The sequence below is a fragment of the Modestobacter muralis genome (assembly GCF_010682105.1).
Lineage (GTDB): Bacteria > Actinomycetota > Actinomycetes > Mycobacteriales > Geodermatophilaceae > Modestobacter > Modestobacter muralis.
On record NZ_JAAGWH010000032.1, the window covers coordinates 83,020 to 105,621 of the forward strand.

General features: G+C 75.5%; 25 protein-coding genes and 1 tRNA gene. 14 read left to right on the top strand and 12 right to left on the bottom strand.

The features are described from left to right. Positions 1-28 precede the first annotated feature (28 nt). A complete protein-coding gene (locus tag GCU67_RS11575; RefSeq protein ID WP_163611368.1) occupies positions 29-943 on the top strand; it encodes an MSMEG_6728 family protein in 915 nt (304 codons plus the stop codon). Positions 944-1,065: 122 nt separating this feature from the next. On the opposite strand, the gene GCU67_RS11580 is transcribed toward GCU67_RS11575, so the two are convergent. Continuing rightward, entirely contained in the window at positions 1,066-1,929 is an 864-nt protein-coding gene (locus GCU67_RS11580; RefSeq protein ID WP_163611369.1) for a phosphotransferase, read from the bottom strand. After that, on the bottom strand, positions 1,926-2,285 hold the full coding sequence (locus tag GCU67_RS11585; RefSeq protein WP_163611370.1) for a VOC family protein: 360 nt from the start codon (positions 2,283-2,285) through the stop codon (positions 1,926-1,928). The genes GCU67_RS11580 and GCU67_RS11585 overlap by 4 nt, the downstream gene beginning before the upstream one ends. Before the next feature lie 93 nt (positions 2,286-2,378). On the opposite strand from GCU67_RS11585, the gene GCU67_RS11590 reads away from it, so the two are divergent. Then, positions 2,379-2,936 carry a YbaK/EbsC family protein gene (locus tag GCU67_RS11590; RefSeq protein ID WP_163611371.1) on the top strand — a complete coding sequence of 186 codons (558 nt, stop codon included), beginning with the start codon at positions 2,379-2,381 and terminating at the stop codon, positions 2,934-2,936. 26 nt (positions 2,937-2,962) lie between these two features. After that, on the top strand, positions 2,963-3,130 hold the full coding sequence (locus GCU67_RS21150; RefSeq protein ID WP_170311044.1) for a hypothetical protein: 168 nt from the start codon (positions 2,963-2,965) through the stop codon (positions 3,128-3,130). A 66-nt stretch (positions 3,131-3,196) separates the two neighbouring features. Here the strand turns inward: GCU67_RS21150 and mscL are convergent, their stop codons facing one another. From mscL to GCU67_RS11605, 3 genes are all read right to left on the bottom strand, one after another. Continuing rightward, positions 3,197-3,643, bottom strand: a complete 447-nt coding sequence (mscL, locus tag GCU67_RS11595) for a large conductance mechanosensitive channel protein MscL (RefSeq protein WP_163611372.1) — start codon at positions 3,641-3,643, stop codon at positions 3,197-3,199. Between the two features lie 40 nt (positions 3,644-3,683). Further along, positions 3,684-4,352 carry a Flp pilus assembly protein CpaB gene (gene cpaB / locus GCU67_RS11600; protein ID WP_163611373.1) on the bottom strand — a complete coding sequence of 223 codons (669 nt, stop codon included), beginning with the start codon at positions 4,350-4,352 and terminating at the stop codon, positions 3,684-3,686. Between the two features lie 106 nt (positions 4,353-4,458). Next, positions 4,459-4,785: an FmdB family zinc ribbon protein gene (locus GCU67_RS11605; RefSeq protein WP_163611374.1), complete on the bottom strand. Its 327-nt coding sequence runs from the start codon at positions 4,783-4,785 to the stop codon at positions 4,459-4,461. Positions 4,786-4,938: 153 nt separating this feature from the next. Between GCU67_RS11605 and GCU67_RS11610 the strand changes: the two genes are divergently transcribed. After that, a complete protein-coding gene (locus GCU67_RS11610) occupies positions 4,939-5,421 on the top strand; it encodes a MarR family transcriptional regulator (protein ID WP_163611375.1) in 483 nt (160 codons plus the stop codon). 43 nt (positions 5,422-5,464) lie between these two features. Beyond that, complete coding sequence (locus tag GCU67_RS11615) at positions 5,465-6,490, top strand: LLM class flavin-dependent oxidoreductase (protein WP_163611376.1); 1,026 nt, start codon at positions 5,465-5,467, stop codon at positions 6,488-6,490. A 71-nt stretch (positions 6,491-6,561) separates the two neighbouring features. Here GCU67_RS11615 and GCU67_RS11620 read toward each other — a convergent pair whose 3' ends face one another. From GCU67_RS11620 to GCU67_RS11640, 5 genes are all read right to left on the bottom strand, one after another. After that, positions 6,562-7,155: a hypothetical protein gene (locus GCU67_RS11620; RefSeq protein WP_163611377.1), complete on the bottom strand. Its 594-nt coding sequence runs from the start codon at positions 7,153-7,155 to the stop codon at positions 6,562-6,564. Positions 7,156-7,358: 203 nt separating this feature from the next. Then, positions 7,359-8,894, bottom strand: a complete 1,536-nt coding sequence (locus GCU67_RS11625; protein ID WP_163611378.1) for a carboxyl transferase domain-containing protein — start codon at positions 8,892-8,894, stop codon at positions 7,359-7,361. Further along, positions 8,891-10,126 carry a CoA transferase gene (locus tag GCU67_RS11630; protein ID WP_163611379.1) on the bottom strand — a complete coding sequence of 412 codons (1,236 nt, stop codon included), beginning with the start codon at positions 10,124-10,126 and terminating at the stop codon, positions 8,891-8,893. The genes GCU67_RS11625 and GCU67_RS11630 overlap by 4 nt, the downstream gene beginning before the upstream one ends. 9 nt (positions 10,127-10,135) lie before the next feature. Beyond that, entirely contained in the window at positions 10,136-11,467 is a 1,332-nt protein-coding gene (locus GCU67_RS11635; RefSeq protein WP_163611380.1) for an SLC13 family permease, read from the bottom strand. A 78-nt stretch (positions 11,468-11,545) separates the two neighbouring features. After that, entirely contained in the window at positions 11,546-12,127 is a 582-nt protein-coding gene (locus GCU67_RS11640; RefSeq protein WP_163611381.1) for a 5-formyltetrahydrofolate cyclo-ligase, read from the bottom strand. Positions 12,128-12,153: 26 nt separating this feature from the next. On the opposite strand from GCU67_RS11640, the gene GCU67_RS11645 reads away from it, so the two are divergent. The 9 genes from GCU67_RS11645 (at position 12,154) to GCU67_RS11685 (ending at position 20,806) form a co-directional block, all read left to right on the top strand. Next, complete coding sequence (locus tag GCU67_RS11645; RefSeq protein WP_163611382.1) at positions 12,154-13,086, top strand: UTP--glucose-1-phosphate uridylyltransferase; 933 nt, start codon at positions 12,154-12,156, stop codon at positions 13,084-13,086. A 99-nt stretch (positions 13,087-13,185) separates the two neighbouring features. Further along, positions 13,186-14,673 carry a molybdotransferase-like divisome protein Glp gene (gene glp / locus GCU67_RS11650; protein WP_211661207.1) on the top strand — a complete coding sequence of 496 codons (1,488 nt, stop codon included), beginning with the start codon at positions 13,186-13,188 and terminating at the stop codon, positions 14,671-14,673. Between the two features lie 67 nt (positions 14,674-14,740). Next, positions 14,741-15,292, top strand: coding sequence for a GNAT family N-acetyltransferase (locus GCU67_RS11655; RefSeq protein ID WP_276508514.1), 552 nt, complete (start codon positions 14,741-14,743; stop codon positions 15,290-15,292). A 240-nt stretch (positions 15,293-15,532) separates the two neighbouring features. Continuing rightward, positions 15,533-16,240 carry a divisome protein SepX/GlpR gene (gene sepX, locus GCU67_RS11660; protein ID WP_163611383.1) on the top strand — a complete coding sequence of 236 codons (708 nt, stop codon included), beginning with the start codon at positions 15,533-15,535 and terminating at the stop codon, positions 16,238-16,240. A 111-nt stretch (positions 16,241-16,351) separates the two neighbouring features. Next, a tRNA-Ala gene (locus GCU67_RS11665) sits at positions 16,352-16,425 on the top strand. A 181-nt stretch (positions 16,426-16,606) separates the two neighbouring features. Next, on the top strand, positions 16,607-17,254 hold the full coding sequence (locus GCU67_RS11670; RefSeq protein ID WP_163611384.1) for a hypothetical protein: 648 nt from the start codon (positions 16,607-16,609) through the stop codon (positions 17,252-17,254). A gap of 38 nt (positions 17,255-17,292) precedes the next feature. After that, positions 17,293-17,916, top strand: a complete 624-nt coding sequence (locus tag GCU67_RS11675; RefSeq protein ID WP_163611385.1) for a signal peptidase I — start codon at positions 17,293-17,295, stop codon at positions 17,914-17,916. A gap of 65 nt (positions 17,917-17,981) precedes the next feature. Then, positions 17,982-19,151 carry a hypothetical protein gene (locus GCU67_RS11680; RefSeq protein ID WP_163611386.1) on the top strand — a complete coding sequence of 390 codons (1,170 nt, stop codon included), beginning with the start codon at positions 17,982-17,984 and terminating at the stop codon, positions 19,149-19,151. Next, positions 19,148-20,806 (top strand): GGDEF domain-containing protein, encoded by a 1,659-nt coding sequence (locus GCU67_RS11685; protein ID WP_163611387.1) that lies wholly within the window; start codon positions 19,148-19,150, stop codon positions 20,804-20,806. The genes GCU67_RS11680 and GCU67_RS11685 overlap by 4 nt, the downstream gene beginning before the upstream one ends. 42 nt (positions 20,807-20,848) lie before the next feature. Here the strand turns inward: GCU67_RS11685 and GCU67_RS11690 are convergent, their stop codons facing one another. Continuing rightward, the gene (locus GCU67_RS11690; RefSeq protein WP_163611388.1) at positions 20,849-22,120 is read right to left on the bottom strand and encodes an MFS transporter; all 1,272 of its coding nucleotides are present in this window, start codon (positions 22,118-22,120) and stop codon (positions 20,849-20,851) included. Between the two features lie 17 nt (positions 22,121-22,137). Beyond that, positions 22,138-22,578, bottom strand: a complete 441-nt coding sequence (locus tag GCU67_RS11695) for a MarR family transcriptional regulator (RefSeq protein WP_163611389.1) — start codon at positions 22,576-22,578, stop codon at positions 22,138-22,140. Positions 22,579-22,602 lie beyond the last annotated feature (24 nt).

Sequence of the window (22,602 nt, forward strand, 5' to 3'; positions counted from 1 at the left end):
CGTGAGCGCTGGGCCAGGATGAACGGCGATGCAGACCTTCCTCCCGGTGCAGGACTTCACCGAGTCCGCCCGGCTCCTCGACAACCCCCGGCTCGGCAAGCAGCGCGTGGAGTGCCTGCAGGTGCTGCGCGCCCTCGAGCTGCCCGACTACGGCTGGGCCAACCACCCGGTCGTGATCATGTGGCGCGGGTACACCGCCGGCCTGGTCGTCTACTCCCTGGCCATGGTGCGGGTCTGGAAGGAGCGCGGGTTCGCCGACTCCACCGAGGCGCTCATCTCCGAGTTCGCCCCCGAGGCCGCGAGGATGACCCAGGCGGAGGCGGCCGCGGCCGGGCTGCTGCCCAGCTGGGTGGGTGACGAGGAGCTGCACCTGTCGCACCGGTCGAACCTGCTGGCCAAGGAGCCGGAGACCTACCGGTCGCGATTTCCTGAGGACCCCGACGACCTCCCCTACAAGTGGCCCGGTGCCGACGACGTCCCGCCGGCTCCCGCACCCGAGGGCGTGCCGGTCTGGGTCGTGCGCCCGCGGGCACACAACGAGCTGGGCGCCGCGCTGTTCGGCGGTCTCGTCGGCCTGGGCACGCAGTCCGGCATCGACGTTGACGCCACCGGGCAGACGCCGGCCGAGCTGCGCGCCCTGGCCAAGGAGCTGTCCGGCAAGCGCCCGGCCAAGGACCTGCGCCAGCTCATCGCCTTCCTCGACGAGGTCGCGCCCGGTGACCTGGTCGGCCTGCCGATCGAGGTGGGCGCCGGGCTGCTGCTCGGCCGGGTGGTCGGCGACTACTCCTTCCACGGCCGGGAGCTGCTGCCGCACCGTCGTCCGGCCCGGTTCGAGGCGGTCGTGCCCCGCTCGGCGGCGCGCCCGCCGGCGACGCTGCAGGACCCGCGTGCGCTGTTCCGGGTCACCCTCGACCCGGACGCCGTCCCGCCCGGCCTGCGCTGACCCCTGCTGTCCCCGTCGGCGCAGCCCGGACGGTGCCGGGCCGGTGTCCGTCCGTCCGGGTCGAGCCGGGGCGCCGGACCTGGAGCCGCGCCACGGCACGGCTCGACGTCCGGTGGTGCGGGTCAGCCCAGCGCGGCGCCGACCTCCCGGACCGCCTCGGCCAGCCGGGTGCGGGCCAGGGACAGGTCCGCCGGGACCCGCGCCGCGTGCGGGAACCACCAGGCCGTGGCGTGCAGCCGCCGCAGCAGGAGGAAGGGGCGGAGCTCCTCGTCGGTCATCGGGGCGGGCATCGCGTCGACCGCGGCCCGGCCGTCCAGCCGCTGCGTGTGACGCAGGCAGGCGACGTCCCAGCCGCGTGGGCCCAGCGCGGTGTCCTCCAGGTCGGCCCAGACCCAGCCCGCCGGCGTCCGGAGCAGGTTGCCCGGGTGCGCGTCGCCGTGCAGCGGCTGCACCTCTCCGCCCAGCAGCGGGCGCAGCTGCTCGGTGAGCTCGGCGGTCCGCGCCACCAGGTCGGCGGGGGCACCCAGCTGGACCCCGCGTCGTGCGAACCCGGCCAGGTCGTCGAGCGGGGTGTCCAGCGGCTCGCCGGACCAGCCGGGGTCGACCGTGCCGAGCACCTCCAGTAGGTCGGCCAGGGTGCGCCCGGCGACCTCGGCGGTGGGCCGCTCGGGGAGCAGCTCGACCCACTGCCAGAACGCGATCGTGAACCCGTCCTGGGTGTGCGGGCCCGGCGGCAGCAGGTCCGTGGGCCGCAGCACCGAGGCACCGGCCGAGGCGAGCGCGGCGGCGAGCAGCAGGTCACGGCGCTGGGCGCGGGCCGGGTCGGGGCGCACCAGCGGCAGGTACGTGGCGATCCGCGCCACCACGGGCGCCGGCCGCAGGTGCACCACCAGGTTGATGCCGTCGGAGAGCACCACCGGGTCGACGACGGCCAGCCCGTGGGCCCGCGCGACCGCGACCGCCGCAGCGACCGCCCGGTCGGTCACACGGCGTCCCAGACGAGGCAGAACGGGTGCCCGACCGGGTCGGCGTAGACCCGGAAGTCGCCGCCACCGCCGGGCAGCCGCCGGGCGCCGAGGGCCAGCACCTTCGGCTCGGCCTCCTCCACGTCGGCCACCCGGATGTCGAGGTGGAACTGCTGCGGGTGGTCGGGGTCGGGCCACTCGGGCGCCTGCAGGTCGGGGGCCTGCTGGAAGGCGATCCGGTAGCCGGCGCCGGTGACGACCACCCAGTCGTCGCCGGGGGAGCCCTTCACCTCCATGCCGAGCACCTCGGCGTAGAAGCAGGCCAGGGCGTGGGCGTCGGGGGCGTCGATGACGATGGAGTGCAGCTGACCGATCACCCGGCCATCCTCGCGGCAGCCGTGCACGCGCGACAATGCGAGACCCCGGACCCCGGACGCCGGTCGCCGATCGCGGTGTCGCACGATCAGCGCATGGCCGCACCGGACACCGCACCCCAGCTCGGCACGCTCACCTGGCTGCCGGCCGCTGACCACCGGCACCTGCTGGGCGACCCGGTCGCGGCGGCCATCGCCGGGCTGTCCGGCCCGGCGTGGGTGGCCGAGATCGACGACACGGCCGCCGACACCGCTGCGTTCACCGACACCTACGAGGTGCCGCTGACCGCCTCGGCGAACTGCGTGGTCGTCGCCGCGCGGCGGGGTGGGGAGACGACGCTGGCCGCGTGCCTGGTCCTGGCCACCACCCGGGCCGACGTCAACGGCCTGGTCCGCCGGCACCTGGGCGCCCGCAAGGCCTCCTTCGCCCCGCAGGACGTCGCGGTCGCCGAGAGCGGGATGGCCTACGGGGGCATCACCCCGGTCGGGCTGCCGGCGTCCTGGCCGGTGCTGGTCGACGCCGCGGTGGCCGCCAGCGAGCTGCTGGTGGTCGGCTCCGGCACCCGCGGCAGCAAGCTCGCGGTGCCGGGTGCGGTGCTCGCCGCGCTGCCCGGCGCCGAGGTGCTCGAGGGCCTCGGTCAGCCGCTGGACTGACCCCGTCCCGGCCTAGGCTCGAGGACGTGTCCGCACCACAGCAGCCTGCCGGCGACGACCGCGCGCCCGCCTCCGGGCGACCCGAGCGCGCCCCCGACGACAGCGACGTCGGCTGGGGCGAGCGGCTCACCGACCCCGACGACGACGACCGCCGCTACCTGGAGGACCGCCCGCCGCACTGGGGCAGCGACTGAAGGACCCGCTGCCCCCACGACCCGCAGGCCCCTGGAGAGGGGCCGACCAGCTGGGCCGGCCCGGTGTCACACCGGGCGGGGGAACTCGCCGGTGTGGGCGTGCCGGCCGCCGTCGTCGCTGGTCACCGGGTCGAGGCCCTGCTGGGCGCGGAGCAGGTCGCGGATCTCGGCCAGCAGCTCGACCTGCGTCGGGGCGACCGGGCCGGCCTCCTCGCCGCGCCGGCGCCGCTCGACGACGATCTTCATCGGCACGACCACCACGAAGTAGATGACCGCGGCGGTCAGCACGAAGGTGATGACCTGGTTGAGGAACGCCCCCCAGGTGAAGACCTGCCCGTTGACGACGGACGTCCCACCCGTGGCGCCACCGCCACCGACCAGCCCGATCAGCGGCTGGAGGAACGACGTGGTGAACGAGGTGACCACGGCGGTGAACGCGGTACCGACGACCACGGCCACCGCGAGGTCGACGACGTTCCCGCGCAGCAGGAAGTCCTTGAAGCCCTTGAGCACGTCTGCACCTCTCGTGTCGTGCCGGGCGGCTGCCCGGGGGTCACGGCCGGCCGAGGGTAACGGTGAGCGTGGCCGAGGCGGCGGCAGCCGCCAGCCGGCCGGCGGTCTCCGGGGTCACGGCCAGCACCAGCAGCCCGTCCGGCTCCGGTGCACCGCCCACCGCGGCGTCGCCGCCGGGGGCGGCCGGCGCGGTCAGCACCAGGGCACCGGAGGCGACCACCTGCACGGCCGGGCCGCCACCCGCATCACCCGCCGCGACGTCGCCGGTGGCGAGCACGTCGACCCGGTCCCCGGCCCGCAGCAGCGTCGACACCGCCAGGTCGGCCAGCCGCACCGGGGCCGCGACCTGACCGGCGGGCACCGCCGACCACAGCCCCGCGCCGACGACGCGCACGTCGGTGACCGGTTCGCCCGACCGCACCGGGGAGGCCAGCACCGCGTCGGTCAGCTGCGGCACGTCGGCCACCACCCCGGCCGGCGCGGCGTCGGCAGGCAGCTGGGCGACCACCAGGTCACCGGCGGTCAGTGCGGCCCCGGCGGGCAGGTCGGCCGCGGCCACGACCACCGGGACGGTCGTGGTGACCGGGCCGGTCACGGGCGGGGGTGGCTGCAGCGCCAGCACGAGGGCCAGGCCGGCGAGCGCGGCAGCGGCGACCTGCCGGAGCAGGTGCACCGGTGAGCGGGGACGGCGCAGTCGGGGGAGCGGCACGCGGTCATGCTCCGCGGCGGAGCGGGCGACCGGCGCACCCCGCCGCGGGTTGTGGACCGCGGACCCCGGTGTGGACGGACGGCAGCGCGCCGCCGTCGTCCGTGGGTCAGCCCGCGGTGCTGCCGCCGCTGGGGGTGGAGGACTTCGCCGCGGGGGCCGGGGAGCTGGACTCCTTGCCGGCGCTGCCCGAGGACTCCTTCTTCGCGGTCGACTCCTTGGCCGGGGCCGGTGCGCTGGTCGCGCTCTCGGCCTTGCGGCTGTCGGTGCGGTAGAAGCCCGAGCCCTTGAACACGACGCCGACCGAGCCGTAGACCTTCCGCACGGGCGAACCGTCCTGCGGGCAGGTGGTCACCGCAGGGTCGGTGAACGACTGCACGACCTCGAACTCGTGCTTGCCCTCGGGGTTGGAGCAGACGTACTGGTACGTGGGCACGGTGCTGCGAGCTCCTCGATCCGATCCGGACCGGGGCTGGCACTCTGCCCCGGCGACTGCCAATCATGCGCTGTCGGCCCACCCGGCGTCCACGCCGAGCGGGCGAGCCCCCGCTCACACGGGGTGCTCCGGGCGCGGCGGTACGGTTCCGGCGTGGTCCCGCAGTGGCTCGACGAGCAGGAACAACGCACGTGGCGGGCCTGGCTGGCCGTGACCGAGCTGCTGCCGCGCGCGCTCGACGCCCAGCTCCAGCGCGACGCCGGCCTGACCCACCCCGCCTACGTGGTGCTGGCGATGCTGTCCGAGGCCCCCGACCGCAGCCGCCGGATGAGCGACCTGGCCCGGGTGGCCAACCAGTCGCAGAGCCGGCTGTCGCACACCGTGGCCCGGCTCGAGGAGCGCGGCTGGGTGCGCCGCGAGCGGGCGACCGAGGACCGCCGCGGCAACCTCGCCGTCCTCACCGACGCCGGCCAGGAGGTCGTCTCGCGGGTGGCGCCCGGGCACGTCGCCGCGGTGAAGGAGGGCCTGTTCGCCGCGCTCACCCCCGAGCAGACCCAGCTGCTGGAGGTCGCGCTCACCGCCGTCCTCGAGCGGCTGGACCCCGACGCGACGCTGCGGGTGCCCGAGGCCGGCTGACCGGCCGGGAAGCGTCCCGGACGGGGCGGCGTTGCCGCCTGTGATGTCCGAGACCCCGCTGTCCCTGTCCGTCCTCGAGCTGGCCACGGTCGGCACCGGGCAGACCACCGCCGACGCGCTGGCCAACACCACGGCCGTGGCCCGGGCCGCCGACCGGCTGGGCTACCGCCGGCTGTGGGTCGCCGAGCACCACAACATGCCGGCGGTGGCCAGCACGAACCCGCCGGTGCTGATCGCGCACCTGGCTGCGGCCACCGAGCGGATCGTCGTCGGCTCGGGCGGGGTCATGCTGCCCAACCACGCCCCGCTCGTGGTCGCCGAGCAGTTCGCGCTGCTGGAGGCCCTGCACCCGGGCCGGATCGACCTGGGCATCGGCCGCGCGCCGGGCACCGACCAGCACACCGCGCTCGCGCTGCGCCGCGACCCGGCGGCGCTGTCGGCCGAGGACTTCCCGCAGAACGTGGTCGACCTGCTCGGGCTGTTCGGTGACGCCCGTGTCGAGGGCGGCCTGGCCGAGCGGTTCAGCGCCACCCCGGCGGCGGTCACCGCGCCGCGGGTCGTGCTGCTGGGCTCCAGCAGCTTCTCCGCGCAGCTGGCCGGGCAGCTGGGCCTGCCCTTCACCTTCGCCCACCACTTCGGCAGCCCGCACACCGTGGCCGCGCTGGAGGTCTACCGGGACGCGTTCGTGCCCTCGGACCACCAGGCGCAGCCCTACGCGGTGGTCACCGCGAACGCGCTGGTCGCCGACACCGACGCCGACGCCGCGCGGCTGGCACTGCCCGGTCAGCTGATGCGGCTGTCGATCCGGACCGGCCGGCTGCGCCCGGTGCCCAGCCTCGAGGAGGCAGCGGTGCACCCCGAGCGGTCCGCGGCGGAGAACATGCCGAGCAACGCCGTCATCGGCGGACCGGAGCGGGTGGTGGCCGAGCTGCGGGCGCTGGCCGCCGAGACCGGTGCCGACGAGCTGATGGTCACCGCGTCCACCCACGGTGTCGCCGAGCGGGTGCGCAGCCTGGAGCTGCTGGCGGCCGCGTGGGGTCTCGCCCCGGCCGGGCAGGCCGCCGCCTGACGGCAGCCCGCGCGTCGGTGCCGTCCGGCCCCGCCCCGGACGTGCGAGGGCGAGGCGGACGACGGCCTCCGTCAGGCGGCCTTGAGGACGGCGGCCTTCAGGCTGGTGAGCCCGGCACCGAAGGCGCCGCGGACGGTGGAGGCGGTGCGCTGCTGCTCACCCTGCTGGGCGGCGAGCACGATCAGCACGGCGGTCAGCGCGGGGTTGGCCCACTGCAGCGGCTTCTGCGCCTTCAGCGCGGAGGCGACGTCGGCCGGGGTGCCGGCGGAGGGCTCCGTGGCGGTCGCGCTGGGCACCCCGCCGTCGACCGACTTGGAGCCGATCTTCGCGCCGAACGCGCCGCTGGTGGCGGTGGTGACGATGGCGGAGACGGTGAGCACGCTCTTGAGCACGGTGTTCAGCGTGGCGCCGGAGTCGGTGGCCACCCGGCCACGGTCCGCGCGCAGCATGCCGACCGAGCCGATCAGGTGGGCGCCGATGGCGGCAGCCTGCACGGGCGCCCAGGCGCCCCAGCCGATCGAGGACAGCCGGGTGCGCTCGGTGCTGTCCTTGGCGGCGGCCGCGGCCTTGTTCAGCCCGATGGCGCCCATCAGGTTCCCGCCGAACCAGGCGGCCAGGCCCAGGTCGTGCATGGAGCGGAGGACGGTGTGCTGGTCGTTCGACATGGGGTCTCCTCGAGGGCTCGGCCCCGGAGGGGCCGCTGCGGTGGCCGGACGGTCTCCCCGGCCCTCCGGGGACCGTGCCCGCTGCTCTTGACCGGCAACCCCGTTGTGGGCCACCGAGTCCACCCCGTCCGCCGTCCGTCCTGGCTCACCGTGCGTGCTCCTGGCTCACGGCACATGGTGAGCCAGGAGCACGCACGATCAGGTCACCTGATCCCGGTGGGACCGCCGAGGTGGCGCCAGCGGCGGGTGCGGCTGCGCATCCGCTCGACGTCGTCGCGGCCCAGCAGCCCGGCCAGCTCCTGGGCGAGCACGCGGCCCAGCCGACGGCAGAACTCCACCGGCTCGTCGGCGGCGTCGGGCCGCTCGGGCACCACCCGGTCGACGATCCCGGCCCGCCACAGGTCGGTCGCCCGCACGCCCTGGGAGGCCGCCATCTCATCGGCCCGGTCGACGGTGCGGTGCACGATGGCCGAGGCGCCCTCCGGCGGCAACGGGCCGAGCCAGCCGTTGGCCGCGGCCAGCACCCGGTCGGCCGGCACCAGCGCCAGCGCGCCGCCACCGGTGCCCTGCCCGAGCAGCACGGCCAGCGTGGGCGCGGGCAGCGTGACCAGGTCGGACAGGCAGCGGGCGATCTCCCCGGCCAGCCCGCCCTCCTCGGCGGCCACCGACAGCGCGGCGCCGGGGGTGTCTATCAGGGTGAGCAGCGGCAGCCGCAGCTCGGCGGCCAGCCGCATCCCGCGGCGGGCCTCGCGCAGTGCGCCCGGGCCCAGCGGGGCGGTGGGGGACTGGTCGCGCCGGTCCTGACCGAGCACCACGCACGGGGCGCCGCCGAACCGGGCCAGCGCCAGCAGCAGCCCCGGTTCGGACTCGCCGGCGCCGGTGCCGTTGAGCGGCACGACGTCGCTGGCCGCGGCGCGCAGCAACTCGCGCACGCCGGGGCGGTCGGGACGGCGGGAGGCGGTGACGACGTCCCAGGCGCTGCGGTGGTCCTCGGGGTCGTCGGCGTCGGTGCCGTCGTCGGGGTCGGGAGCGGCGACCGGTGCGTCCCGGTGCCAGGTCGCCCGGGCCGACAGCACCCGCAGCGCCCGGTCGGCGACGTCGGCGATCTCCGCGTGCGGGACGACGCCGTCGATCAGCCCGTGGGCGGCCAGGTTCTCCGCCGTCTGCACGCCCTCCGGGAACGGCTCGCCGTACAGGGCGGCGTAGACCCGCGGGCCCAGGAAGCCGATGGCCGCACCCGGCTCGGCGATGGTCACGTGGCCCAGCGACCCCCAGGAGGCCAGCACGCCGCCGAACGTCGGGCCGCGCAGGTAGACGAGGTAGGGCAGCCCCGCCTCCTTGTGCCGGGCGATCGCGGCGGTGATGCCGACCATCTGCAGGAAGGCGACCGTGCCCTCCTGCATGCGGGTGCCGCCGGACACCGGGGCGGCCAGCAGTGGCAGCCCCTCGGTGGTGGCCCGCTCGATCGCGTCCATCAGCCGCTCGGCCGTGGCAGTCCCGATGGAGCCGGCCAGGAAGCCGAACTCACCGGCCACCACCGCGACCCGGCGGCCGCGCAGCGTGCCCTCGCCGGTGACGATCGCCTCGTCCTGCCCGGTCTTGTCCCGGGCCCCGGCCAGCTCGCGTGCGTAGGCGTCGTCGACCTCGCGCGGCGGCACCGGGGTGTCCCAGGACCGCCAGGACCCCGCGTCCAGCACGAGGTCCCGCAGCGACCGGGCGTCCAGCCGGGGGGTGGTCACGTGGCGTGCCCGTCCTCGACGTCGCCGTCCTCGCCCTCGGGCTGCGGGACGCCGTCCGGCGTCGACAGCCAGGCGCGCAGCGCCTCCCCGTCGGCGCCGAGCACCGGCGGGGGAGTGTGCTCGCGGCGGGTGGTCTCGACCTCGCCGTCCGGGCCGGGCGCGAAGAAGCGCAGCGGCGGCCCGGGCAGCGTGAGCTGCCCGGCGGTCGGGTGGTCGACGGTGATCGCCAGGCCCTGGGACAGCGTCTGCTCCCAGGCGTAGACCTCGTCGAGGGTGCGCACCTTGCCGGCCGGGACGCCCGCGGCGTCGAGCCGGGCCAGCAGCTCGGGGGCCGGGATCTCGGCGAACGTGCGCTCCAGCAGCTCGATGACCTCGTCGCGGTGCTCGACCCGCTCGCCGTTGGACGCCATGCCCTCGGCCGCCGGGTCCAGCCCGAACTCGGTGCACAGCCGCTTCCAGAGACCCTCGCTGCCGCAGGACAGCTGCACGCTGCCGCCGGCACACCGGAACAGCCCGTAGGGGGCGATCGAGGGGTGGTGGTTGCCCTGACCGCGGTTGACCTTGCCGGCCACGGTGTAGGCCGTGCCCTGGAAGGCGTGCACGCCGACGACGGCGGCCAGCAGCGAGGTGCGCACGACCTGGCCGTGACCGGTGCGCTCGCGCTCGAGCAGCGCGGCCAGCACCCCGTAGGCGCCGTACATCCCGGCCAGCAGGTCACCGATCGGGACGCCGACCTTCTGCGGGTCGTCCGGGCCCGAGCCGGTCAGCGACATCAGCCCGGCCTCGCCCTGCGCGATCTGGTCGTAGCCGGCCCGCTGACCCTCGGGGCCGTCGTGGCCGAAGCCGCTGATGGACAGCTGCACCAGCCGGGGATTCAGCTCGGCGAGCACGTCGGTGCCGAAGCCGAGGCGGGCCAGGGTGCCGGGGCGGAAGTTCTCCAGCAGCACGTCGGCCCGGCGCACCAGCTCGGTGAGCACCGACTTGTCCGCGTCGTCCTTGAGGTCGAGGGTGATCGACTCCTTGTTGCGGTTGGCCGAGAAGAAGTACGTCGACTCCCGGCCGGCGTCGGTGTCCACGAACGGCGGGCCCCACCCGCGGCTGTCGTCACCACTGCCGGGGCTCTCCACCTTGATCACGCGGGCGCCCAGGTCGCCGAGCATCATCCCGGCGTGCGGGCCGGCGAGGGCCCGGGTCAGGTCGACGACGAGGACGTCGTCCAGCGGTCCGGTCACGGGAGCCTCCTACAGCCAGCCGGGGACGACGAAGACGAGCCAGGCCACCAGCGGCCCGATGACCACCACCGCCCCGGAGTAGCCCAGCATCTGCTTGTAGAACCGGTCGCGGTCGATGTCCTGGGCGTTGGCCAGCACCAGGGCGCCGTTGGTGGAGAACGGGCTGACGTCGACGATCGTGGCGGCCACGGCCAGGGCGGCGACCACCCCGACGGCGCCGATGTCCCCGCTCAGCAGGAACGGCACCGCCAGGGAGATGGCCACGCCGAGGATGGCGGTGGAGGAGGCGAAGGCGGAGACGACCGCGCCGATGTAGGCCAGCAGCAGCGCCACCAGCAGCGGGCTGCCGAGCTTCGTGACCGACTCGCCGACGTAGGTGATCGTGCCGGCCTCCTGCAGCACGTACACGAAGGTCAGCACACCGGCGATGAGCAGCACGGTGGACCAGCTGATCTGCATGACCGCGCCCTTGTGGCGGGCGGCGGAGAACAGCGCCAGCACGGTGGCGATGGTGATGGAGACGAAGCCGATGTCCAGGTCGAAGGCCAGCGCCAGCACCGCCAGCGTCACCAGCCCGACCAGGGTGAGGACCTGCTCGGCGGTGATCCGCCCGGTGGACGGCTCGTCGTCGGCGTCGCCGGTGGTCCGCACCCCGTGGCCCTTGACGACCGTGCCGGCGCCGCCGGTCGAGGCGAGCTCCCGCTCGGCCGCGACCTCCTCCTCGCCGACCCGGCGGCCCATCAGCTGCCGGCCGCCGAACACCATGAACAGCACGACGGCGATGGCGATGTTGAAGCCCAGGCTGGCCAGGAAGACGGTGAGCGGGCTGCCCGGCAGGCCGTTCTCGTCGACGAGCTCGTTCACCGTCACGCCGTAGACGCTGATCGGGGAGAAGCCACCGCCCTGGGCGCCGTGGACGACCATCATGCCCATCAGCAGCGGGTTGATCTTGTACTTCGCGGCGAACCCGAGCGCGATCGGCGCGACGATGGCGACCGCGGCGGGGGAGAGCGCGCCGATCGCGGTGAGCACCGCGGTGACGGCGAACATGATCCAGGGGATCAGGGCCACCCGGCCGGCCACCAGCTTCACCGCCCCGCGCACCAGCAGGTCGACGGTGCCGTTGTTCTGGGCGATGGCGAACAGGTAGGTGACGCCGATCAGCGTCAGCACCAGCCCCGCCGGGAAGCCGTCGAGGATGTCGGTGGTCGTCATCCCGACGGCGAGCGTGCCGACCAGGAAGGCCGCCACGAACGCCAGTGCGCCCATGTTGATCGGCAGCACGGTGGCGATCGCGAAGATCGCCACGAGGGCGAGGATGGAGATGATCTCGGCGGACACGGAGCTCCTACGGCGACGGCGCTGCGGACGGCTGTCGCCCGGAGACGTGGGTCACCCTCTCATGATCGGCACCGGTCCTCAGCTCAGGTACAGCCAGCCCCCGGAGGGCGTGACGACGGCGTCGACCCGCCGGTCGTGCTCCCCGACGGGCAGCGCGGCGACCAGCTCGTCGTCGAACACCAGCGCCACCAGGACGGCGTCGGGGCGCGCGTGCTGCAGCGCCCGGTCGTAGAACCCGCCGCCACGGCCCAGCCGGGCACCGCCGGCGGCGACCGCGAGCGCCGGGACGACCACGACGTCGGCCTCGGCGAGGGCGCCGGCCGGCAGCCGGGGGCCGGCCGGCTCCAGCAGCCCGAAGCGGCCGGGGACCAGTGCGCCGCCGGCCACCACCCACGACAGCTCCCGCCCCTGGTCGGGCACCACCGGCAGCAGCACCCGCCCGGGCAGCGCCGCCGGCAGCCGCCCGGCGCCGGGCTCCTCGGCCAGCGGCACGTACCCGGCGACCACGGTGGCGGCCCGGACGGCGGGGGCCGCGACGAGCGCCTCGGCGAGGGCGTCGGCGGCAGCCGCCCGTTCACCGGCCGGGCGGGCGGCACGCCGGGCCAGGACGGATGTGCGCAGCGTCGCCTTGGCGTTCACCACGACGGGGGAGTCGGCCACGGCGGCAGGCTAGCTACCCTCGCCGCATGTCGAGCCCTTCCGAGCCGCGTCCGACCGTCAAGGCCGTCATCCCGGTCGCCGGGATGGGCACCCGCTTCCTGCCCGCGACGAAGGCGGTGCCCAAGGAGCTGCTGCCCGTCGTCGACCGCCCCGCCCTGCAGTACATCGTCGAGGAGGCCGCCCGCGCGGGCCTGTCCGAGGTGCTCATGGTGACCGGGCGGAACAAGGGCGCCATCGAGGACTTCTTCGACCGCACGCCCGAGCTGGAGGCGGCGCTGGAGAAGAAGGGCGATCAGGCGCGCATCGACGCGGTGAACGAGTCCACCGACGTCGCCCAGGTGTTCTTCGTCCGTCAGGGCGAGGCCAAGGGCCTGGGCCACGCCGTCCTGCAGGCCGCCGCCTTCGTCGGCGACGAGGCCTTCGCGGTGCTGCTCGGTGACGACATCATCGACGCCCGCGACCTGCTGCTGGAGCAGATGCTCGCCGTCCAGGCCGAGCACGGCGGCGCGGTCATCGCGCTGCTGGACGTGGGTGCGGAGAACATCTCCAAGTACGGCGCCGTCGCCGTCGAGGACGTCGAGGTCGCCGGCGACGGTGACCAGGTCTTCCGGGTGACCGGCATGGTGGAGAAGCCCCCGGCCGCCGAGGCGCCGAGCTCGCTGGCGATCATCGGCCGCTACGTGCTGCCCGCCGAGGTCTTCGACGCCATCCGCGCCACCCCGCCCGGCCGCGGCGGGGAGATCCAGCTGACCGACGCGCTGCTGAAGCTCGTCGAGGACGGCGTCCCGGTGCACGGCGTGGTCTTCTCCGGCCGCCGGTACGACACCGGTGACAAGCTCGACTACCTCAAGGCCGTCGTCCAGCTCGCCGTCGAGCGCGAGGACCTGGGTCCGGACTTCGGGCCGTGGCTGCGGTCTTTCGTCACAGACCTGCCCGTCGAGGGCGCGTCGCCGGCCTGACCGACCGGGTCAGGAGGCACCATCGCTCCCGAAGAGGTCCGTCGACTGGCGGGTCCTGGCCGATCCTTGGCCGCGGAGGGAGCGACGACGGTGGCGGGCATGACCGACGACACGACACGTGGGTGGTTCTCCAGGTCCAGCCGGGACACGACCCAGCTGGACCTGGAGCAGGGCGGTCTCGTCCCACAGCCGCGAGAGGTGCACGAGGTCTCCGGCCCGGCGCCCACGGTCACCCACGACACCGTGCAGGTCGACCGGTCGGTGTTCGCCTCCGACCGGGTGCCCTCCCCGGCGATCGCCACCGGCGACCGCTCGCCGGACCCGCTGGCCGACACCGGCTCGGTCGACGTCTCCGGGGTCCGGCTGCGCACCGTCGAGCACCACCTGGACGAGATCCTCGGCGCGGTGCCCACCCCCGAGCCGATCGAGCTGGCGGTCCTGGACGCCCAGGGCCTGCTCTGCGCCGAGCTGGTCACCAGCGAGCGGGCGCTGCCCTCCTTCGACCAGGCCGGCCTCGACGGGTACGCCGTGCGCTCGGCCGACGTCGCGACCGCCACGGTCGAGACCCCGGTCGCCCTGCACGTGGTGGGGGAGAGCGCCGCGGGTTCCGGCGACGCCACCGCGATCGGCCCGGGCCTGGCGTGGAAGGTCGCGGTCGGCGCGATGATGCCCGTCGGCGCCGACGTCGTGGTGCCCGCCGCGTGGACCGACCAGGGCCTGGCCCGGGTGGCCGTCTACGCCGCGCTGGCACCGGGCAGCTACGTGCGCAGGATCGGCGACGACGTCGCCCCCGGGGACGTCGCCGTGCAGGTCGGCACCCCGATCGGGCCGGCCCAGATCAGCCTGCTCGCCGCCGTCGGCCGGGAGCGGGTCGCCGTGCGCCCCCGGCCGCGGATCGCCGTCCTGTGCGCCGGTGACGAGCTGGTCGACGTCGGGCGGATCGCCGGCCCGGGCCAGCAGGTCGACGTCAACAGCTACGCGCTGGCCGCCGCCGCCCGGGACGCCGGGGCCGAGGCCTACCGCGCCGGCATCATGCCCAACGACCGCCGCCGCATGGTGGAGCTGCTCGAGGGGCAGATGCTGCGCAGCGACGTCGTCCTCATCGCCGGCACCTTCGCCAACGGCGGCCCGGACCTGCTGCAGGAGGCCCTCGCCGAGCTCGGCGGGCTGGCCTTCACCCAGGTCGCCATGCACCCCGGCCCCGTGCACGCCTTCGGCCGGCTCGGCCCGGAAGGTGTGCCGGTCATCTGCGTGCCCGGCGAGCCGGTCGCGGCGCTGGTCGCCTTCGAGGTGTTCGTCCGTCCCGCGATCCGGCTGATGCTGGGCAAGCGCCAGCTCTTCCGGCGCACGGTGCAGGCGGTCTCGGCCGAGCAGCTGCTCTCCCCGCTGGGCTACCGGCAGTACCTGCACGGACAGGTCATGCGGCACCCCGACGGTGGCTACGTGGTCGAGCCGATCGGCGACGGCGACCAGGCGATGCTCGCCCGGATGGCCCGCGCCAACTGCCTGATCGTGGTGGACGAGGACGTCACCGAGGTCGCGGCCGGCGGGCTGGTCACCGTCATGCCCATGCTGCTCGGCGGCTGAGCTGGACCCCGCACTGCACCCCGGCTGGCCGGCCCGGCTGGCCTGGGGGCCGGTCGAGCTGCGGCCGCTGGAGCGGTCCGACGCGCGGGAGTGGTCCCGGCTGCGCACGGCCAACGAGGCCTGGCTGACCCCCTGGGAGCCCTCGGGCACCGTGCCGTGGGCCGACCGGCACACCCCGGCGGTCTACCGCAGCATGCGCCGGGCGATGTCCGCCCGCGCCCGCGCGGGCACCACGCTGCCCTTCGCCGTCCGGCACGACGGCCGGCTGGTCGGCCAGGTGACGGTGGACAACATCGTGCGCGGCGCGCTGCGGTCGGGGCACCTGGGCTACTGGGTGGACTCCGCGGTCGCCGGCCGCGGCGTGGCCTCGCTGGCCGTCGCGCTGGTCTGCGACCACGCGTTCGGGCCGGCCGGCCTGCACCGGCTGCAGGCCGACATCCGCCCCGAGAACGGGCCGAGCCGGCGGCTGGTCGAGCGGCTGGGCTTCCGTCAGGAGGCGCTCTTCCGCGACTACCTCGACATCGACGGTGCGTGGCGGGACCACCTCGGCTACGCGCTGCTGGCCGGCGACGTGCCCGGCGGCGTCCTCGCCCGGTGGCGGGCCGGCGTCCCGTCCTGATCGCCTGGGCGCACCCTCGAGTGCGCAGCGTGCCGGCTTCCTGACCACCCGTCACCGGTCCGAGACCGGATGTGGACAGGAGCACGCCGGATCGTCGTGCGGACCACGCCGACACACCGGGCGCGTCCCCGACATCGGCAGTCGCCGCCCTTACCGTGACTCCCGAGTGACTGATGTGACTCGTGGTGCCCCAGGGATGGGGTCCTTCCGGTGTGCCAGGGATGGATCGAGGTGTTCGTGATGGGTTCGGGCGTTCTGCTGGCCGCTCTCGTCGTGCTGTGGTTCGTGGTCCTCGTGCCGATGGTGGTCACGCGCGGCGACTCCCGTGCCGGCACCGGTGCCGCCGACTCGGGACGGACCCTGCAGCGTCGTCGTCCCGTGGACCCGGTGGTCCACATGGAGACCGAGCGGGTGACCATCGACCGCGCGCAGCTCCGCAGCAGCGGCGAGCTCAAGGTCGACGTGCACGCGGTGCGCCGGCGCACGCTGGCCGGCCTGGTCGCCCTCGCCGTGCTCGCCCTGGTCGGCGCGCTGGCCTACCGGTCGTGGATGTGGGCGCCGCAGGTCCTGCTGGACGTCGCGGTCGTCGGCTACCTCATGGTGCTGCGCGCCGCGGCCAAGCGGGAGCGCCGTGCCGCCGCCCGCCGCGCCGCCCGGCTCGCCCAGCGTCCGCCGATGCGGGCCCCCGCCCCGCGCCGCGCCGCCTCCCCGGCACCCGCCCCGCGGTCGGCCCCGACGGCCGCCCCGGTCGTCGTCACCGAGACCGGCCCGGTCCACCCGAGCCTGCCGCTGGCCCCGGTGCACCCGCTGCGTCCGGGCCGGGTCGTCGCGGCCCGCACCCCGGCCCCGGCCGGGTGGCAGCAGAGCGCCGTCGTCGGGCTCGACGACGACGACATCGGCTTCGCCGAGATCGACACCTACGCCCCGCGCCGGGTCGTCAACGGCTGAAGGGAGGCCCCCTGCCCCCACCACTCGCAGGCTCGTGGTGGGACCCTGCAAGGGGCCTACCCGCCCCCGTGACGGGGGCGGGGGAGTCGGACGGTAAGCTGTCCGACGCAAGGGGCTGTGGCGCAGTCCGGTAGCGCACCTCGTTCGCATCGAGGGGGTCAGGGGTTCAATTCCCCTCAGCTCCACCCTGGTCAGGCCGGGTCCTCACGGACCCGGCCTGACGCGTTCCCGGGTCCGTGCACCCGCCGGCACGGCACCCCTCGGGAGGGTGAGGGCGCCGCCGTCGCTGCTCAGGTGGCGTGCACCCGTGCCGATGTCGGGCACAACGGGTGCAGATCGGCTGCGCCCCGGGCCCGAGGAGCGCACGTGCACCGGTCCACGGCACGGTCACGCCGCACCCTCCTGGCCGTCGCCGTCCCCGTGGGGCTGGTGCTCGGCGGCGCACTGACCTGGCAGTCCACCCACGCCGCGTTCTCCGCCACCGCCCAGAACGCCGACAACACGTGGCGGAGCGGCAGCGTCGTGCTCGCCGCCGGCGGGACGGGCGGGGCGCTGTTCTCCGGCCCGGCCGACGACGACCTGCAGCCGGGGTCCACCCGGTCCCGGTGCATCAGGGTCGACTACACCGGTGACGTCCCCGCCGACGTCCGGCTGTACGTGAGCACGCCGACGGCCGCCCCCTCGACGCTGGACCCCTACCTGGTGATGAGCGTCGAGCGCGGCACGGACGTGGCCGCCGGTGCCCTCGTGGACCCCGACTGCAGCAGCGGCTTCACCCCCGCGACGCTGGCCTACAACACCGCCCGGGCCGACGACCCGGCCGCCGGGGCCGACCGCACGCTGGCCGACCTCAAGGACCTCCACCACGACTTCGCCACCGGCCTGCAGGTGGCCCCGGCCACCGCGCCGGACACCCACCTCACGTTCCGGGTCACCTACGCGGTCGCCGACGACGACGCGGCCCAGCGCTCGCAGTCCCGCGCGACCTTCACCTGGGAAGCGCACAACAGGTGACCGCGCCGCCCCGGACCGCGCCCAGGCCGATCGCGACCGTGCCGCAGCCCGTCCACCCGGCGACCGGCCGCGGCGGCCGGCACCGTCCCGCGGACGAGGGCACGGCTGCGGCCGTGCGCTCCTGGTCCTCGGCCCTGGCCCGCGCCGCGGTCCTCGCCGTCCTGGTCGCCCTGGCCGGGATGCTGGCGCTCTGTCTCGTCGCCCAGGCCGTCGGGCTGCGCGCCGACGTCGTCGTCTCCGGGTCCATGCAGCCCCGGATCGCCCCCGGGGACGTCGTGCTCACCACGGCGGTGACGCCGGACCAGCTCCAGCCGGGCCAGGTGCTGCTCTTCCCCGACCCCGCGGACCCCGGCCGGTCGCTGCTGCACCGGCTGGTCGCCTTCGACGTGCACGGCGACCTGGTGACCCGCGGCGACGCCAACTCCAGCGACGACCCCCTCCCGGTCCCGGCGGCGAGCGTGGTCGGCCGGGCGCAGCTGCGCGTGCCCTCCATCGGGCTGCCGGCGTACTGGTGGCGGACCGGGGACCGGGGCGCCGCCGTGCTCGCCACCGCGCTGCTCGCCGGCGTGACGGTCTGGGTCACCCGCCGTCGCGAGCCGGAGCTGGACGCCCCTCGCCTCGGACGCCACCGCACCGGCCCGGTGCCGGTGCCACCGGGCTGACGAGCTCCATGTCGCACGCAACTCAACATGTGCCCGCTCCGGCCGATGACGAGAGCGGAGCACCGGTGTCGTCACCGGCCGCCGGACCCGGCGGGGCGCTCGTCGACGAGATGGGGAGCACGGTGTCCAGAGCAGCCCGGGCAGGGGGACGGCGCTCCCGTCGCGCTGCCCAGGCCGCGGGCTGGGTGGCTGCTGCGGCGCTGCTCGCCCAGGCGTCGGTGGGGTGGCTGCCCACGCAGCTCGTGCCCGCCGCCGAGAGCTCGACGTCCGTGCGGCTGGTCGACGACCGCGCCGGGGGCGCGCTGTTCACCTCGACCGGGCTGGTGCCCGGGCAGGTGGAGCAGCGCTGCGTGGCCCTCGCGGTGACCGGGTCGGCGCAGTCGTTCGGCGGCGTCGACCTCAGCGCCGTCGTGCCCCGGGCCGACCTCGCCCCCTACCTCTCGCTCACCGTCGAGCGCGGCGTGCTGGCCGACCCCACGCGGTGCGACACGTTCAGCGGCCAGCAGGTGTGGACCGGCACGCTCGCCCAGCTCCCCGGGACGCCGGCCACCGGTGTGTCGACCGGGTGGCAGCCCGGCGTCGACCAGCGGGCCGTGTTCCGCTTCTCCGTCGGCGTGCTCGACGACCCGGGGGCGCAGGGGCTCACCGCACGCGCGTCCTTCGTCTGGTCCCTCGACGTGACCCCGGTCCCGGCGCCGGTGGTCGTCGCGGAGCCCACGCCGGTGCCCGCGCCCGCCCCCGTGCCCGCCGTCGTGCCGGCGCCGGTCCCCTCGGCGACACCGGTCCCGGCACCCCCCGCGGTGCCCACCGCGCGTCCTGTCCCGGTGCCCGCTCCCGTCCGCACCTCCGCCGCGGTCCCGGCACCGGCCGTGCCGCCGGCGCCGTCCGCCGAGCCCGCCCCGTCCGTCGGGCCGGCCGCCCCGGCGACCCGCACCGGCTCCGTCCCCGGCAGCTTCCCCCGGCGCGGCGGCACCTCCGGGGACGTGCTCCTGGCACCCCCGATCGACACCACACCGTCCTCGTTCGTCGAGGTCGCCGCCGCCATGGCCCAGGTCGCGTTCGCCGTGGCCGACGACAGCCAGTTCCCGCTCGCCCTGGTGGCGGTCGTGATCGGCTTCGTGGCCGTTCAGGGCCGGCTGGACCGCCGGGACCCCAAGCTCGCCCTGGCCCCGGTCCGGCACGACCTCAGCGGCTTCCCCGACTTCCCCGAGAGCCCGCGGAGGGCACCGTCATGACACAGGCGCCCAGCTCCTCGCACGGCTCGCTGGACATCCTGCCGCTGGCCGACCGGCTCCGCTGGATGCTCGCCGTCCGGATCGGTGTGCTCACGCTGCCGCTGCTCGCCTGGGTCGTGACCCGGTCGAACGCCCCGAGCACCGTCGGGTCGGTGTGGGTGCCGGCGGTGTCGGGCGTGGTGGTGCTGACCACCGGGCTGGTGCTGAGCCAGATGTCCGCCCTCGGCCGGCGCTGGGCGGTCGTGGCCCTCACCGTCCCGGCCCTGCTGGACGCCGTCCACCTGGGTCTGGCCATGTACCTCGCCGGCGGTCTCGACGGGCCGGTCGTCTACGTCGTCGTCCTGCACGTGCTGGCGGTGTCGCTGCTCGGCTCGTTCCGCAGCGGCCTGCGGATCGCCCTGTGGCACTCCCTCGTCGTGATGTGCGTGCTGGAGGGCGTGGCCACCGGGCTGCTCCCCGCGCAGCCGGGCATCGCCGGGTTCGACGAGGTCGGGTTCGGCATCTTCCTGGTCGTGGTCTGGGTGACCGCGGTGACCACGGCCGGCCTGGGCGCGGTGAACGAGCGCGAGCTGCGCCGCCGCCGGTACGACGAGGCGGCGCTGCGCCGGCTGTCGGCCGCCCTGCACGAGGCCGACACCGGCGCGAAGGTGGCCGAGGCGCTGCTCGACTTCGCCGTCGACGCCGCCGACGCCCCGATCGCCGCGGTGCAGTACCACCTGCCCGACGGGGGAGGCCGGCCCTCGGTCGACCTCGCCGTCCGCATGCACGCCGACCGGGCGGCGGAGACGCTGCGGCCGGGCGGGACGCCGGAGCCGGGCACGCTGCTGCACCTGGCCCAGGAGCGGGGCAGCACGGTGCTGGCCACCATGACCGCCGCCGACCCGTGGGTCGACGAGGTGCTCGAGGGCGCCGCGCGGGTCGTCGTCGTCCCGTTCGCGCTCGAGGGGCAGGGGTCGGGGACGCTGAGCTTCGCCGACGACGCCCGCAGCGGTTCGCGCATCGAGCAGCGCCGGGTGGGCGTGGCCGAGCAGGCGGTCGCGCACGCGGCCACCGCCTTTGCCCGCGTCGCGCTGCTGGAGCACCTGCAGCAGAGCGCGCTCACCGACGGGCTCACCGGGGTCGCCAACCGCCGGGCCTTCGACGACGCACTGGAGCGGGAGGTCGCGAACGCCGTCCGGGCCGACTCGGCGCTGGCCGTGGTGATCATCGACCTGGACCACTTCAAGTCGCTCAACGACTCCTTCGGCCACCAGGCCGGGGACGACGTGCTGCGGGCGGTGGGCGCCGCGCTGCGCTCCTGCGTCCGGCGCGGTGACGTCGTCGCCCGGTACGGCGGCGAGGAGTTCGCCCTGGTGCTGCCCGGCGCCAGCGTGGACGACGCCGTCGAGGTGGCCGACCGGGTGCGGGCCGCGCTGCGGGAGATCGACGGGCCGCGCGCCGTCACCGCCAGCCTCGGCATCGCCTCCCGCGCCACCGCCGGGGACACCGGCACCGCACTGCTCACCGCGGCCGACGCGGCGCTCTACTCGGCCAAGGACGGCGGGCGCGACCAGGCGCGGCTGGCCGGCACCGACGGTCCGGTGACCGCGGTGGTGGCCCGCTACACGGCGGCCCAGGTGCCGGTGCCGCGCTCGGAGCGGATCGCCGTCCGCTGACCCGCGGACGGCGCGCCGGTGGGGCGCCGTCCGCGGGACGGGTCAGGACCGCCGGCGGGCCGCGAGCCCGGGCTCGAGGTCCTGGTCGATGGCGCCGGGCGCGCCGCCGAACTCGTCGGCGACCTCCCCGGCGACGTCGGTGTCGGGCTCGCCGGAGGCGGCCATGTCCGCGTCGGCCGCGGTGAGCATCCGGTGGCCGGTCGAGAGCACGGCGATCCCCAGCAGCACCGCCCCGGCACCGACCAGGAACGGCACGTGCAGGTCGAATGCGTCGGCCAGCTGCCCCGCCACGTAGGGGGCCAGCCCGCCGCCCAGGAACCGCACGAACCCGTAGGCGGAGGACGCGACCGGGCGCGGCACCGGCGAGACCAGCATGACGGCCTGGGTGGTGAGGGTGTTGTTGATCCCGACGACGACCCCCGAGGCGATGACGCAGGTGATCAGCGCCCAGCGGACCTCGGTGAACACCCCGATCAGCGCCAGCAGGACGGCGAAGACCGCCAGCGCCCCGTACAGCGAGCGGGCGGTGCCGAACGCAGCCTGCAGCCGCGGCGCGCCCACGACGGAGAAGAAGGCGACCAGCAGGCCCCAGCCGAAGAACACGAAGCCGAGCTGGATCGCCGACAGCTCCATCGGGTAGGGCGCGTAGCCCAGCATCGTGAAGAAGCCCCAGTTGTAGAGCAGCGCGGTGACGCTCATCGTCAGCAGGCTGCGGTGCCGCAGCGCCTTCAGCGGTGCGCTCAGCGGGGTGGGCTCGGCCGGCTTCGGGGTGGCGTCGAGCAGGACGACGGTGGCCAGCAGCGCGATCGCCATGAGGACGGCGACGCCGAAGAACGGCCCGCGCCAGCTGATGTCACCCAGCAGCCCGCCGATCAGCGGCCCGGCGGCGATGCCCAGGCCGAGGGCCGCCTCGTAGAGGACGATCGCGCCGGCGAAGCCGCCGGACGCCGACGCCACGATGACCGACAGCGAGGTGGCGATGAACAGCGCGTTGCCCAGGCCCCATCCGGCCCGGAAGCCGACGATGCCGTTGATCGAGCCGGACAACCCGGCGAGGGCGGCGAAGACCACGATGATCCCCAGCCCGGTGATCAGCGTCCTCTTGGCGCCGATCCGGCTGGAGACCCAGTTCGTCCCGAGCATGGCGATCGCGGTGACCACCAGGTAGCTGGTGAACAGCAGGCTGACCTGGCTGGGTGTGGCGTCCAGCTGGGCGGACAGCGCCGGCAGGATGGGGTCGACCAGGCCGATCCCCATGAAGCTGACGACGCAGGCGAAGGCGACGGCGTACACCGCCCTGGGCTGTTCGGACATGCTGGCGCCGTGCGCGCTCAACGGGTGCCTCCGGGAGGGGTCGGCGCGCCGGCCAGACGGGTCAGCGCGGGGAGTGCGTGGGTGATCGCGCGGACGTCGTCCTCGGCGAGCGTGGCCAGCGGGCCGGTCAGCCGGGCGGCGCGGGCCTCCCGACGCTGGTCGAGCAGGTCGGCGCCGGCCGGGGCGACGCTGAGCAGCACCGCCGGCCGGTCGGCCGGGTCGGTGCGGCGGTGCACCAGGCCGGCGTCGGTGAGCCGGGCGGCCAGGGCGGTCATCGAGGGCTGGCTGATGCCCTCGGCCGCCGCCAGCTCGGTGACCCGGCAGGTGCCCTCGCGGCGGAGTGTGGCCAGCGCGGAGGCAGCGGTGAGGTTGGGCTCCTGCCGGTCCAGGGTCAGTCGCCGCAGCCCCAGCACGACGTCGTCCAGCTGCTCGGCGAGCTCACGACGGTCGACGTGCACACTTCAGTTGTACAACCCAACTAT